The organism is Amycolatopsis sp. Poz14, assembly GCF_006704225.1.
GTDB lineage: Bacteria > Actinomycetota > Actinomycetes > Mycobacteriales > Pseudonocardiaceae > Amycolatopsis > Amycolatopsis nivea.
Genome location: NZ_JACLHD010000001.1, coordinates 1815388 through 1829255, shown reverse-complemented (window position 1 = coordinate 1829255; position 13868 = coordinate 1815388). Strand labels below are relative to the sequence as shown.

Here is a 13868-nt window from a genome sequence, read left to right as displayed (position 1 = left end):
CGCCCCGCCACTGCGTGGGACCGGTTGCCGGTGCCTTCCGGGCAGGCGACGGTGACCGCGTTCATCCGCGCGAGGTGAGGAGTTCGGTCGTGGTCGCTGTGACACAGCCGCGGTTCGGGGTGTGGGCGGTCGTCTACGGGTCGTGGGGCCCGTTCGATCATCCGGACGATCCGGTGGACGCCAGCTGGGAGCGCAACCGGCGGCTGATCGTCGAGGCCGACCGGCTCGGCTTCGATTCGACGCTCATCGCGCAGCACGTCGTCAACCCGTTCGGCGACGAACTGGACCAGCTGGAAACGTGGACGTCCGCGGCGGCGCTCGCCGCGCTCACCGAGCGGATCGAGATCATCGCGGCGATCAAGCCGTATCTCGTGCACCCGGTGGTGCTGGCGAAACAGGCCCTGCAGATCCAGGAGATCAGCGGTGGCCGATTCGGGCTGAACCTCGTCAACGCCTGGTACAAGCCGGAGCTGGCGCGGGCGGGCATACCGTTCGCCGAGCACGACGAACGGTACGAGTACGGCCGCGAATGGATCAGCGTCGTGCGCGGACTGCTGGCCGGCGAGCGGGTTTCGTTCGAGGGCAAGCATTTCCAGGTCGACGGGTACCAGCTGCGACCTGCTGCTTCGGCGCCGACCGTGTACGTCGGCGGCGAATCCGACCCGGCGCGGGCGCTGGTCGCGGACAAGGCCGACGTGTGGTTCATCAACGGGCAGCCGAAGGAGAACGTCGCCGAACTGATCGCGGACGTCGCCGCCCGACCGCGCGCCGGTGCGCCAGTCCGATTTGGACTGTCCGCCTTCGTGGTGGCTCGCGAAACCGACACCGAGGCGGAAGCGGAGCTGGCGGCGCTGTGGGAACTGGCCGAGGCGGGCAAGGCGCGGTGGGAGGCGCTGGTCGCGGACGCCGATCCGAAGGCGGTGATGTTCCAGACGTTCGCGAAGTACCCGCACATCGGCACGAACGGCGGCACCGCGGCCGGCCTGGTCGGCAGCTACGACACCGTCGCCCAGCGGATCCGCGAGTGGGCTGACCTGGGAATCGAGACGTTTATGCTGCAATTTCAGCCCTTCGAAGCGGAGATGCGGCGGTTCGCCGAGCACGTGATTCCCCGCGTGCGCTTGACTTCAAGCAAGCTTGAACTTGCACGGTAGGTGCATGTTCACCGAAGCGGAACTCACCTACCTGGCCACCCAGCCGCTGGCCCGGGTCGCCACTCAGCAGCCGAACGGAACTCTGCAGGTCAGCCCGGTCGCGTTCACCTGGAACCCGGAGACGCAGACGATCGACGTGTCCGGGTACCACCTCACGAAAAGCCGGAAATACCGCAACGTCGAGGACAACGGCCAGGTCGCCATCGTGATCGACGACCAGCCCTCGACAAGCCCCATGCGCATCCGCTGCCTGGAGATCCGCGGCCGGGCGGAAGCGGTGCCGGACGCCTTCGAACCGGACGGTCACCTCGACGGAGCCGTCATCCGCATTCACCCGCAACGGATCATCAGCCTCGGCATCGAAGATCCCGACCGCGAGCCGCTGGAGGTGAAGCCGAACAACCGGAACGTCTGACGCCGCGCCGGTCCGCAGTCCCGCCCCTGCCCGGGGGAGGGACGGGACTGCGCCCGGCTCGACGTTCCGCTGGTTCATCTGCGCGCACCCGCCACCGTGTACGCCGCCGTTCCCGCCGCGAACAGCAGCCCGGCCGTCCACCACGCTGCGGCGGAGGCTGCCGTCGCCATCGGCCAAGCCACGAAGTCGTAGGCCTGGCCGACTGCGCTCGGGACGAACATCGCCGTCATCGCCCAGCCCAAGGGCAGCGTCCAGCCGAACTGGCCGCCGAACAGCGTGGCCGCTAGCCCGGTCAGGCCGATGAGCCCGGCCGCGTTGCGGAGGATCCAGCCGGATTCCATGGGATGGTCGACAAAGCCTTGTGCCGCAATCATTACTCCACCGGCTACCGCACCGATCAGCAGCAGGTGCCCGAGCCGTCGGGGCGGCCAGCGGAAAGAGGCCGTGCGGTCCAGGTCGATGTCCTGTCCGCTGAGACCCACGCCTGCCACCGCGACCGCGGCACCGAGGGTGAAGGTCGCGAAGAGCGTTGCCCAGTTGTCGCCCAGCAGCGGCGGGAGAACGACGGCGCAGAGCAACACCGCCGCCAGCGACACTGCGAGGTGGCGCGAACGCGCGTACAGCGCTGTCCACCGCATCAGCGGCCACCTTCCGTGAGGACCTTCAGGGGGTCACCGGTGCACGTCAGTTCCAGTTGCCGAGCGGCGGCCACGCGGGCGGTCTGCTCCGGCTCTGGTACTGCCTTGAGGGCTGCCCACGCTGGGTCCGTCCGGTTCTGAAGCGCAGCGTACGAAGGCGGCGGAGAATACGAGCCGACCAGCCACTGCGCCATTACCCAGCGCGCGGCGTCTTCCCGGTCGTTTCGCTCACCTCCGTAGGACGCCGCGTGACATTGCGTTGTCCCGGCACCGCTAAGCAGCGTCATGGTGAGGCTGAGGCCGCTTTTGTGGTACAGCGCAGTACTGTCTTGCTGCAGCAGCACCTGGGACGGATCTCGCGGGCCCACTTTGTTGTTCCGGTACGGCTCTGTCGATTCCACTACCCGAGTCGGGTGTTGCGGCAGTTTCTCCAGGCGCTGCAAGACTTCCTTGCCCGGGCCGGCCACAGTGGACAACCAGTCCTCGTGCAAGCGTGTCACGCACACCGGACCGTCGCAGACGAGAGCGGCTGCCGTCTCGTCCGGGGCGTAGTTTTCGGCCGACGACGCGGGGAAGAGCGGCAAAGCCACCGCCAGCCCGGCCCCCACTGGGAGCAGCGCGAGCACCCGGATCCGCGCCGAACGGGCCAGCAGCAGCACGATTCCGGCCGCGGCGATCCCGAGCAGCCAGGCCAGCTGCCCGATCTCCACCGCGGGCTTCGGCAGATCGAACGGGCCATGCGGTGCCACTTGCCCGATCCCCAGCAACGCCACCGCGTTCGACGCCACCCCGTTCACCCCCGACACCTGGGTGAAGAGGCCGCCTGCCAGCACGAGCACGGCCAGCGCCGGCGCGGTGATCGGATACGGCAGAAGCCGCCCGACGCCGAGCCCGAGCGCGACACCGGCGAGCACGGACAGCACCCCGAGCACCAGTTGCATCGCCCACGCCGTGGTGAACAATCCGCCCGTCGCCACGACCTGCCCGACCCCGGCGGCGACGAGCACCAGATAGCCCACGGCCGCGGCGAGACCGAGGGCCAGGCCGAGCTTGGCGGCTCGCTGCCCGGCTGGCCGGGGCGTGGAGCCGAACAGTTCGACGACACCCGCGCGAGCATCTCGCATGCCCTGGATCGCCGCGGCTCCGACGATGATCGGCCACATCAGCACCAGCAGATAGCGAGGCCACCGCACCGCGGTCAGCCAGGTCTCGTTCCAGGCCGCGGAACCGTGGCTCCACGGCCCGCGCGAGAACAGCAGCAGTCCCAGGCTGACCACGAGCATCGCGACGGGAACCCAGGGCGCGACGGTGCGCCGGAGTTCGATCCGGAACACGCTCATCACCAGGACCCCTTTCCCTGTGCGTGGCCGAGCAGCGCCGAATAGCCGCGCTCGATCGGGCTGTCGCCGACGTCTGCCTCGCTGCCCGCCGAGGCCAGATCAGCTGGCGTGCCTTGGAAAACCAGCTTCCCGCCGGCGAACAGGACGACGTCCGAGCACGCCGCGGCGACGTCTTCGACCAGGTGGGTGGACACGACGACGCACGCGTCCCTGCCGATTTCCTGCAGCAGTTCCCGGAAACGCAGCCGTTGCGCCGGATCGAGCCCGGCGGTGGGTTCGTCAAGCAGCAGGACCACCGGGTCGTTCACGATCGCCTGCGCGATGCCGACCCGGCGGATCATGCCGCCGGACAGGGTCTTCATTTTGTCCCCGGCGCGTTCGGCGAGACCGACCCGCTCGATCGCGCGCTGGACCGCGCCCGGCACCTCGCGCTTGGGCATTTCCTTGAGCCACGCCATGTATTCGACGAACTCGCGGACGGTGAACCGCTTGTAGTACCCGAAGGTTTGCGGCAGATAGCCGATCCGGCGGCGCAGGCCGCGCTGGTCGAAGTGCCCCCCGACGGGCTCTCCGAGCAGCGCCAGCTTGCCTTCCGTCGGCCGCAGCACCGTGGCCAGGGTGCGGATCAAGGTGGTCTTGCCCGCACCGTTCGGCCCGAGCAGCCCGTGCACGCCCGTGCCGAGCGCGAGGTCGAGGCCGTCGACCGCCATCTTCTTGCGGCCGACCCGAACTTTCAGTCCCTGTGCCTGGATTTCCCAGGCGTAGGTCGCCGGAGCGACCTCGGCGGCTTCCACAGCCCGCATCGGTGTCCCCTCTCGTTTCCGTCAGTGATGCGCAGCAAGCTGCGTGAAGGTGTTCCGGCGAAGCACTACGAACACGGTCGCGACGACAGCGGCCGCCAGCCAGCCCGGCCAGGCGACGTCCTGTAGCAGGACCGAACTCCCGAACGCGACGCTCGGCACCACCAGCGCGCCGAGCCACAGGCCGACCAGGATCGACGCCGCCCAGGCGACGCCGATGAACGTGCCGAGCGCGAGAGTCCCCGTGGTGAACGCGAGACTCGGCAACAGCCCGAATCCCATCCGCGCGCCGACCAGCCAGCCGGCGGCGAGCAGCACCGCCAGCACCGGCACCACGACCGCCGTGGTCCGGCGCAGGATCAGCTCCAGCCCGGCGCGCGGGGTGGCCGCGGTGAGTTCGTACGACGGATCGAGCCCGCGGGTCCACGCCGCCGCCACCCCGAAGACCGGCAGCACCGGGGAAAGCAACTGCACGAACGACAGCCCGTCGTGCAGTGACCGGTCGAGGTAGACCGACAGCGCGCCGACCACGAGGACCATCAACAGCCACGGCATCATCACCGGGGTCGCCCAGCAATGCAGCCATGCCGCGGCCCGGCGCGGCATCGGCTGCGGTGCTTGGGCGAGGTCCGGTTCCAGCCCGGCCCACACGGTGTCGAGCAGACCGGTCACCTCGGCGGTGGACGCGCCGGCGAGCCGCGCCCGGCATTGCGCGCAGTTCTCCAGGTGCCCTTCGATCGCCCATGCCTCGTCGCCCGGCAGGTCCCGGCCGGCGACGTAGCCGGCGAGCATCCGGTCGGATACGTGGTTCATGGCTTGACCTCCTTCAGACAGTCCTGGTTTCACGACAACGCCTCCCGCATCGCGATCCGGGCGCGGCGGGCCCGGGTTTTGACCGTGCCTTCGGGCAGGCCGAGCAGGATCGCGGTTTCCCGTACCGACAATCCGTCGAGCGCCATGGCTTGCAAGACCTCGCGCAGTTCGGGCGCGAGACTGCGCAAGGCGTCGCCCACCGAATCGCCGACCGTGCTCGCCAGCGCCTCCTCCTCGGCGGCGGGCGCGGACAGCGACTCGTGCACCCCGGGCGGCGGATGCGCGTGATGCGCCCGCCGCCGGAACGCGTCGATGAGCCGGCGCACCGCGATCGTCCACACCCAGCCCACGGCGGAACCGCCGGCGACGACGCCTGCGAAAGAACCCGCGGCGCGCCACACGGCGAGGTAGGTCTCCTGCATCACCTCCGCGATGATCTGGTCATCGGAGCAGCGGTGCCGCAGGCGTATCGCGAGCCACGGCGAGGTGCGGCGGTAGAGCTCTTCGAACGCCGCACGATCACCGCGGGCGGTGCGCCGGAGGAGGCGTTCCTCGTCCGGCTCCCTGGGTGGCTTGTGCTTCACACCCGGCAAGACGCCACCTCCGCGCTTACGGTTCTCTGAAATGAGTGATCTGGGTCACATTTTCCATCGGGGCTGCCGGACATCATCGTGGCGCGGGGGTGGTGGAGGGCGTGGGTGGATGGGCGGGGCTCCGTCGTTCGAGTGAGGGTGGCTATTCGGCGGAGGGGCGGCCGATGTGTGAGGTGCCGTAGCGGCGTGGGGGGTTGGGCGGGGAGCTTTGGTACGGGCGGTGTGGCTGGGGAAAGCCTGGTGGTTGCAACGGCGCAGGTGAGCGCGGGTGCGTGGGATGCGCGCGAGCAGACGGCGCGCAGGAGTGAGGGCTGGCAGCGCACGGCTGGGTTCTCGGGAGTGTTGATGCCGGTTGGAAGCCGCGTCGGCACTCGCGGACTCCGCGGGCAAGGGGCATGAGCAGTTGGTGCGGGCACGGCACGGCACGGCACGGCACGGCACGGCACGGCACGGCACGGCACGGCACGGCACGGCACGGCACGGCACGGCACGGCACGGCACGGCACGGCACGGCACGGCACGGCACGGCACGGCACGGCACGGCACGGCACGGGCGAGGATCGCAGCAGGCCCCGAGGAAAGCAAGCCGCGCACCAGACACCCATCACGCCCGGGAGAAAGCAAGCGGCGCGCCAGATCCCCCGGAAAAACCGCCAGCCGTCGATCACGCCCGCGCCGCAAAAACTCAAGCGGCGCAGCGAAACCGGCTCAAGCCGAAGGCCAGAACTTCCGCCAGCCTTCAGCCTCCAGCGTCGTCGGTTCGACCCCGGCTTTCCGGGCGGCCGTCTCCGCCGCGCGGATGTCGCGGGCGAACTGCTTCGCTACTGCCCGCAACTCTCCCTCGGGGTCCAAGCCACCTCGGCGGGCGGTGGCTGCCATTCGGAAGAGTTGGGCGGGGGCCGAGGAGTCTTGCGGGAACAGGTCCAGCGGGATGCCTGCCCGGCCGCTGCGCTGGCCCAGTTTTCCGGCCAGGGCGACCGCGGGCTGGCCCAGCGCGACACCGTCCACAATGGACTTGCGTTGCTTCTCGGCCTGTTTCAGCTCTTCCCACTTCAGTTCCTGGTGCTCCGCCGAGGCGATGCGGGCCGCGTCGGCGAAGACGTTGGGGTGGCGGCCTACCAGTTTGTCCACCAGGTCGCTGGCAACATCGTCGATGGTGAAGGGCGCGCGGCCGTGTTCGGCGGCTACGCGGGCGTGGAACAAGACCTGCAGCAGGACGTCGCCCAGTTCCTCGCGCAGGGCCGTGCGGTCGTTGTCCTCAATGGCTTCCAGCAGTTCGTACGTTTCCTCGACCAGGTACTGGCGGAGGGATTCGTGCGTCTGCCGGGCGTCCCACGGGCAGCCGCCGGGTGAGCGCAGGCGGTCCATGACCTCGACCGCTTCGACGAGCGGGGGCACGGGGGTTTCGATCAACCGGGCACCGGCGGCGAGCATGGCGGCCGCGGTCGGTTCGGTGCGGGAAGCGGCTAGCAGCACGATGTCCGCGAAGGACTCGCCTACCGGCGGGACACCGAACTGCGCGGGGTCGACGTCGGTCGCGGCGTAGACGGCACTGGTGCGAAGCAGGGGCAGAGCGGCCGCGGGCAGGGTCGCGCCGCGGACCAGGATTACCGTGCCGGTCACTGCTGCGCCGGGGCACCGCCGTGCAGCGGCACAGCCACGCCCGTCACCTCGGCCGCGCTGGGGGCGAGGTTCATGCCGACTGCGTCCCACACGCCGTAGCGCGGGTTGATTTTGAAGTTCACGTCGCCAACGTACGGCTGGAGCATCCGCACGCCGATCGCACCCAGCTGAGCCGCGGTCGGCTGCTGGACCTGGTCGGTGGCGACCTTCGCGTCCGTCGTCCGCTTCCGCACCACGGCGGTGACCCACCAGGTCGGCGCGCTCGCCGGGTTCGGCTGGAACGCGATCGCGGTGTTCGCGGGCACGCCGAACAGCACGGTCGCGGCGTCCTGCGGCGACGACAGCGCGGGAGCCTGCTGGCCCACGTTGCCCTGCGCGCCGCTCTGGATGTCGGCCTGGATCTTGCCCGGGTCGCTCGCGTACTCCTCGGCCTTGGCGATGGCCTGGCTGCGCGCGGCCTTCGGGTCGATCGACGGGGCCTGGCTCTCCGAGGTCGGCGCGCCGATGCTGGTGTAGTCGAAGTTCACCGAGAGCGTCGAGAGGTACTTCAGCGCGATCCGCTGCTGCAGGTACTGGTCGGTGATGGCCTCGCGGTGATCGCGCAGCCGCCAGACGAGCTGGGTGACGGCCGCGGACTGGTCCTGCGTGACGGCCTCGGGCACCGGCGACGCAAGCGGATCTTGTTGCATGGCCTCGCTGACGGTGGCCTCGTCGACGGCAATGCCTTCCTTCTGCGCGGCCTTCACGACGACCTCGTGCAGCAGCGTCTGCCGGACGATCTCGCGCCCGACGAGGTCGAGCTGGTGCCGCGACGCGAGCTGCCGGGCGTACGGCTGCTCCTGCACGGCGCGGTCGAGCAGCGCCTGAACCTGGTCGATGGTGGTGACCTGACCGTCGACGACCGCGGCCATGCCCACCTGACTGGGGCCGGTACCGCATCCGGCGAGGAGGAAAGCTCCGGCGAGAACGGCGCCCAGCGCACGGCGGCGCCCCATGATCCGCATCACAGGCCCTACCCTCTCACATGGCCTCGAAACGCAACACCATCGAGGCATTCAGCGGGCTATTGTCGACATATGGACTCTTGGTTGTCGATCGAAGTCCTCGACGGGGCCTTCGCGGCGAGCGCGTGGCAACGTGCTCACGGCGACCGTCTGACCGAGGCCGCGCTGACCAACGGCGCCGAGCAGTGGACGTGGCACGTCCATCGCTGGGGCGTGACGCTGGAGATCGAGTTTGCGTCGGAGCAGGCACGAGATCGCTTCCGGCACCTGCCCGCGGTGACCGCCGCCCTCGACGCGGTGCCGGATCCGGAACGCGGGCTGCTCGTGTATCCGGGCCGTGGCGGCGGTTCGGGGGCCCGGGTACCGCGACATCCACGACCGTTGCCGATGTCCGGGTGCGGGGCGCTGCCTACGCCGCAGGAGGAAGTGGCGCTGCGGCTGGCCACGGCGCAACCGCCGGGGTTCGAGGTCTGTTCGGCTAGCTGACGCTTGGCCACGGAAAGCACGCCGCGGCCAGAGCGGCGGCACCTCGTCCGGCCGAAACCGCCGCGCGCGCCGATTTCGTACCGCAGCACGGCGGGTCAGACCCGCGGCGGCGGTTCGGGAGCCAGAGTGCCGCGACATCCACGACCGTTGCCGATGTCCGGCTGCGGGGCACTGCCTACGCCACAGGAGGAAGTGGCACTGCGGCTGGCCACGGCGCAGCCACCCGGGGTTTCGGCTAGCTGACGCCTGGCCACGGAAACCACGTCGCGGCCAGAGCGGCGGAACCTCGTCCGGCCGATATCGCTCGGGGTTAGGTCCGCGGTTCGGGAGCCCGGGTGCCGCGGCGGTGCCTCGCCATCGAGACCGCCGCGGGTACCGGCGGCGGTTCAGGCGAGGCACGCCGCAGCGCTCACACCGCGGCTGGGGTTTTCGTCAACTGCGCCAGCAGCTTCGTGCACCAGTCGAGCAGTTCCTGGTCCCGCAGCACCGGCGCGCCCATTCGGCCGCCTGCTGGGCCTTCGGTCGGCTTCGGCACCGACACCGTGTTGGTGATCGCCTTGTACAACGCCTTGGGGTACAAGCGTTTCAGCCGCACCAGCTGCGAGTCCATCAACGGCAGCGGTGCGAACCGGATCGTGTTGCCTTGTGCCGCGACCTCGGTGACGCCCGCGGCGCGGCAGGCGTGCCGGAACGCTGCGACCGCGAGCAGGCGGGTGACCGGGGCGGGTGGCTGGCCGTAGCGGTCGACCAATTCCTCGCGTACCGCGTCGAGGGCCGCAGTGTCCGGAGCTGCGGCGATCTTGCGGTACGCCTCCAGCCGCAGCCGTTCGCCGGGGACGTAGTCGTGCGGGATGTGCGCGTCCACGGGCAGGTCGACGCGGACTTCGGCCAGTTCCTCGTCCTCCGCCGGTTCCGCGCCCGCGTGCCGCCGGAAGGCCTCGACCGCTTCGCCGACTAGCCGGACGTACAGGTCGAATCCGACGCCCGCGATGTGCCCGGACTGTTCCGCGCCCAGGATGTTGCCCGCGCCGCGGATTTCGAGGTCCTTCATCGCGACCGCCATGCCCGCGCCGAGTTCGGTGTTCTGCGCGATGGTGGCGAGCCGGTCGTGCGCGGTTTCCGTGAGCGGCGCTTCCGGCGGGTACAGGAAGTACGCGTACCCGCGTTCGCGTCCGCGCCCGACCCGGCCGCGCAGCTGGTGCAGCTGGGCGAGGCCGAGCATGTCGCCGCGTTCCACGATCAGCGTGTTGGCGTTGGAGATGTCCAGACCGGTCTCGACGATCGTGGTGCAGACGAGGACGTCGTACTCGTTCTCCCAGAAGCCCTGGATGATCTTTTCGAGCTTGTCCTCGTTCATCTGCCCGTGCGCGGTGACGACGCGCGCCTCCGGCACCAGCTCGCGGATCCGCTTCGCCGCCTTCTCGATCGACGACACCCGGTTGTGCACGTAGAACACCTGGCCGTCGCGCAGCAGCTCGCGCCGGACCGCCGCACCGACCTGCTTGTCGTCGTACGCGCCAACGTAGGTCAGGATCGGGTGCCGGTCTTCCGGCGGGGTGAGGATGGTCGACATCTCGCGGATGCCCGCCAGCGACATCTCGAGCGTGCGCGGGATCGGCGTCGCCGACATGGTCAGCACGTCGACGTGCGTGCGCAGCGCCTTGATGTGTTCCTTGTGCTCCACGCCGAACCGCTGTTCCTCGTCGACGATCACGAGGCCGAGGTCCTTGTAGCGGATGCCGGTCTGCAGCAGCCGGTGCGTGCCGATGACGATGTCGACCTCGCCGTCGGCGAGCTGTTCGAGGATCCGGTCCGATTCGGCCTTGTGCGTGAACCGCGAAAGGCCCTTGATGGTGACCGGGAACGACCGCATGCGCTCGGTGAACGTGTTCAGGTGCTGCTGCGCGAGCAGCGTGGTCGGCACGAGCACGGCCACCTGCTTGCCGTCCTGCACCGCCTTGAACGCCGCGCGCACCGCGATCTCGGTCTTGCCGTAACCGACGTCGCCGCAGATCACCCGGTCCATCGGGACGCCGCGTTCCATGTCCGACTTGACCTCGTCGATGGCCGCGAGCTGGTCGTTGGTCTCGGTGAAGGGGAAGGCGTCTTCCAGCTCGGACTGCCACGGCGTGTCCGCGCCGAACGCGTGCCCGGGCGCGGCTTGCCGGGCGGCGTAGAGCTGCACCAGTTCCGCGGCGATCTCCTTGACCGCCTTTTTGGCTCGTGCCTTGGTGTTCTTCCAGTCCGAGCCGCCGAGCTTGTTGAGCGTGGGCAGTTCGCCGCCGACGTAGCGGGACACCTCGTCGAGCTGGTCGGTGGGCACGAACAGCCTGTCCCCGGGTTGACCGCGTTTGGACGACGCGTACTCCAGCAGCAGGTACTCGCGCGTCGCGCCGGCGACCGTGCGCTGCACCATCTCCACGAACCGGCCGATGCCGTGCTGGTCGTGCACCACGTAGTCGCCCGCCTTGAGCGCCAGCGGGTCGACCGCGCCGCGGCGGCGCGACGGCATCTTGGTGTTCAAGTCCTTTGTGGACGATCCGGCGGTGGCCCCGCGGCCGGTCAGGTCGGCCTCGGACAGCACCACGAGCGCGCGCTCCGGCGAGACGAAGCCCTCCGCGAGCCCGCCGCAGGTGACCGTGACGACCCCGGCCGGCGGGACGTCGGCGAGCACTTCGACGTGTTTCGCCGGGACCTCGGCGGCCATCAGCTGCTCCACCGCGCGGCTGGCGGTGCCCTGCCCGGCGACGACGAGCACGCCGGTGCCGCCGGACGCGAGATGCGCGCGCAGGTCGGTCATCGCGCGTTCCAGCTCGCCCCGGTAGGCGGGCGCGGGCTCGATGCCGACGCGGTAGACATCCGGGTCTTCGCTGGTCAGCTGGGTGAGCGTCCACCACGGGCGCTTTGTCTCCTGCGCGTGCGACGCGATCTCGGCCAGATCGCGGTACGCCGACGCGCCGAGGTCGATCGGCGCCTGCCCGCCCGCCGCGGCGGTGGTCCAGGAGGCCTCGAGGAACTCCTGCCCGGTGCGGACGAGATCGGCCGCGCGGGCGCGGATCTTCTCCGGATCGGCCAGCAGCACGTGACTGCCCTGCGGCATCGCGTCGGTGAGCAGCGCCAGCTCGCCCTCGCAGAGGACCGGGATGAGCGCCTCCATGCCCTCGACCGGGATGCCGCCGGACAGCTTGGTGAGCATTTCGGCCAGGTGCGCGTCGGCCTCGTACGTGGTGGCTAGCTCCGCCGCGCGCTCCTTGACGTCCGGCGTGAGCAGCAGCTCGCGGCACGGCGGCGCGGTGACCCGCTGGATCTCGCCGGGCAGCGAGCGCTGGTCGGACACCGCGAACGCGCGGATCTCGCTGACCTCGTCGCCCCAGAACTCGACGCGGACCGGATGCTGCGCGGTGGGCCCGAACAGGTCGAGGATGCCGCCGCGGACCGCGAACTCGCCGCGCTTCTCGACCATGTCCACGCGCGTGTACGCCAGCTCGACAAGCCGTTCGAGCAGGTCCTCGAAGCTCTGTTCCTCGCCGACGACCAGGTCGATCGGCGCGAGCGAGCCGAGCCCGGGGGCCATCGGCTGGATGAGGCTGCGCACGGTCGCGACCACGACCCGCAGTTCGTCGTCTCCGGTGTGCAGCCGGTGCAGCACTTCCAGCCGCCGCCCGACCGTGTCCGCGCGCGGCGAAAGGCGCTCGTGCGGCAGCGTCTCCCAGGACGGGAAGTCGGCCACGCGATCGGGGCCGAGCAGCGCGCCGAGCGACGCGGTGAGCTCGTCGGCCTCGCGTCCGGTGGCGGTGACGGCCAGCACCGGACGGCCCGCGCCGCCGCGCTCGGGGTCTTCGGCCAGCGCGGCGGCCACGAGCTGCCGTACGGCGACAGCGCCTTGCAGTTCGAGCAGCGGGGCCCCGGCGCGCTCGACAACGCCGCGCAGCGCCGGGTCGGGAAGGATGGCTTGGAGGAGTCCGGACAGTACAGCGTCGGTCACCATCCCAGCCTACGTCGCGGCACCGACAAGTTTTCGCTCCCCGGCGATCACCTCCGCCAACAGGGGCAGCTGCTGCTCGACCGCACCGGGTTCGAGGGAGCCGACGCGCAGCAGCACGTGCTCCGCTCCGGCCTCGGCGTAGCGGCGCACCGTCGCCGCGACTTCCGAGATCGGGCCGGTCACGGTCGCCTGGATGGTGCTGATCTGCGCCAACGGACGCCGGTAGGTCGCCTGCGCGTAGTCCTCCAGAACGCGACGGCCGCGGCGCGGGTCAGGGTCAACGTAAACCGTCAGGAACAGCGACGGCGTGACCGGGCGATCGCTGGCGGCGCGGATCGTCGCGAGGCCGGACGCGTAGTCCGCGGGGTCCGGCGGATACGGGAGCCAGCCGTCGTAATGCAGCGCGGTTCGGCGGAGCGCGGCAGGCGTCGCGCCGCCCAGCCAGATCGGCGGACCGCCGGGGCGCGCGGGCCAGACCGCCGGCGGCAGCCAGTCGTAATGCAGCACCTTGCCGTGGAACGACTGCGGCTGCCCGGTCCACAGCTCGCGCCAGAGCGTGACGACGTCGTCCAGATGCGAGAACCGTGTCCGGAAATCGACCCCGGCCAGCTCGAACTCCCGCTCGCTGAAGCCGGGGAAGCCCGCGCCGACGCCGACCGCCAGCCGTCCTTCGGAGATCAGGTCGACGGACGCGAGCGTCATCGCGGTCTGCACCGGATTGCGGTGTGCGGGCAGCAGCACGGCAGTGCCGACGGTGACGCGTTCGGTGGCCTGCGCGACCGCGGTGAGCAGGGTGAGCGGTTCGATCCGGGGACGGGAAAGCGAGTCACCGGCCCAGATCGACGCGAATCCGAGCCGTTCGGCTTCGCGGGCCAATGCGACGAGGGCACGCGGGGTGCCGCCTGCTTCGAGCTGTGCCTGTCCGGCAGGAAGAAGAAGTCCGAATTCCACGTCGCCGACGATCCAGCGCGGCCGGGCGTCCCGGCAATTCCCTGCGGGGAATGGCAGGCGGACACG

Annotated in this window: 12 protein-coding genes; 3 read left to right on the top strand and 9 right to left on the bottom strand. The window is 70.3% G+C overall.

The window, feature by feature from the left end; all coding sequences use genetic code 11:
• The first annotated feature begins 89 nt into the window (after positions 1–89).
• The gene (locus FKO37_RS09110) at positions 90–1154 is read left to right on the top strand and encodes an LLM class flavin-dependent oxidoreductase (RefSeq protein WP_238604223.1); all 1065 of its coding nucleotides are present in this window, start codon (positions 90–92) and stop codon (positions 1152–1154) included.
• Between the two features lie 4 nt (positions 1155–1158).
• The gene (locus FKO37_RS09105) at positions 1159–1569 is read left to right on the top strand and encodes a PPOX class F420-dependent oxidoreductase (RefSeq protein ID WP_037820238.1); all 411 of its coding nucleotides are present in this window, start codon (positions 1159–1161) and stop codon (positions 1567–1569) included.
• Between the two features lie 74 nt (positions 1570–1643).
• Here the strand turns inward: FKO37_RS09105 and FKO37_RS09100 are convergent, their stop codons facing one another.
• From FKO37_RS09100 to FKO37_RS09070, 7 genes are all read right to left on the bottom strand, one after another.
• Positions 1644–2207: a hypothetical protein gene (locus tag FKO37_RS09100; RefSeq protein WP_037820237.1), complete on the bottom strand. Its 564-nt coding sequence runs from the start codon at positions 2205–2207 to the stop codon at positions 1644–1646.
• Complete coding sequence (locus FKO37_RS09095) at positions 2207–3547, bottom strand: hypothetical protein (RefSeq protein ID WP_238604222.1); 1341 nt, start codon at positions 3545–3547, stop codon at positions 2207–2209. The genes FKO37_RS09100 and FKO37_RS09095 overlap by 1 nt, the downstream gene beginning before the upstream one ends.
• A complete protein-coding gene (locus FKO37_RS09090) occupies positions 3547–4350 on the bottom strand; it encodes an ABC transporter ATP-binding protein (RefSeq protein WP_037820234.1) in 804 nt (267 codons plus the stop codon). The genes FKO37_RS09095 and FKO37_RS09090 overlap by 1 nt, the downstream gene beginning before the upstream one ends.
• A 21-nt stretch (positions 4351–4371) precedes the next feature.
• Positions 4372–5160 carry a zf-HC2 domain-containing protein gene (locus FKO37_RS09085; protein ID WP_037820233.1) on the bottom strand — a complete coding sequence of 263 codons (789 nt, stop codon included), beginning with the start codon at positions 5158–5160 and terminating at the stop codon, positions 4372–4374.
• Between the two features lie 29 nt (positions 5161–5189).
• Positions 5190–5744: an RNA polymerase sigma factor gene (locus tag FKO37_RS09080; RefSeq protein WP_037820232.1), complete on the bottom strand. Its 555-nt coding sequence runs from the start codon at positions 5742–5744 to the stop codon at positions 5190–5192.
• A gap of 717 nt (positions 5745–6461) precedes the next feature.
• Positions 6462–7376: a MazG family protein gene (locus tag FKO37_RS09075; protein WP_238604221.1), complete on the bottom strand. Its 915-nt coding sequence runs from the start codon at positions 7374–7376 to the stop codon at positions 6462–6464.
• Entirely contained in the window at positions 7373–8371 is a 999-nt protein-coding gene (locus FKO37_RS09070; protein WP_308196518.1) for a hypothetical protein, read from the bottom strand. Before FKO37_RS09070 ends, FKO37_RS09075 begins: the two co-directional genes overlap by 4 nt.
• An 81-nt stretch (positions 8372–8452) precedes the next feature.
• Between FKO37_RS09070 and FKO37_RS09065 the strand changes: the two genes are divergently transcribed.
• The gene (locus FKO37_RS09065; RefSeq protein ID WP_238604219.1) at positions 8453–8866 is read left to right on the top strand and encodes a hypothetical protein; all 414 of its coding nucleotides are present in this window, start codon (positions 8453–8455) and stop codon (positions 8864–8866) included.
• 409 nt (positions 8867–9275) lie between these two features.
• Here the strand turns inward: FKO37_RS09065 and mfd are convergent, their stop codons facing one another.
• Together mfd and FKO37_RS09055 are read right to left on the bottom strand one after the other, a co-directional pair.
• Positions 9276–12854: a transcription-repair coupling factor gene (gene mfd, locus FKO37_RS09060; protein ID WP_063762927.1), complete on the bottom strand. Its 3579-nt coding sequence runs from the start codon at positions 12852–12854 to the stop codon at positions 9276–9278.
• Positions 12855–12860: 6 nt separating this feature from the next.
• Positions 12861–13802 (bottom strand): LLM class flavin-dependent oxidoreductase, encoded by a 942-nt coding sequence (locus FKO37_RS09055; protein ID WP_037820223.1) that lies wholly within the window; start codon positions 13800–13802, stop codon positions 12861–12863.
• Positions 13803–13868: the final 66 nt, after the last annotated feature.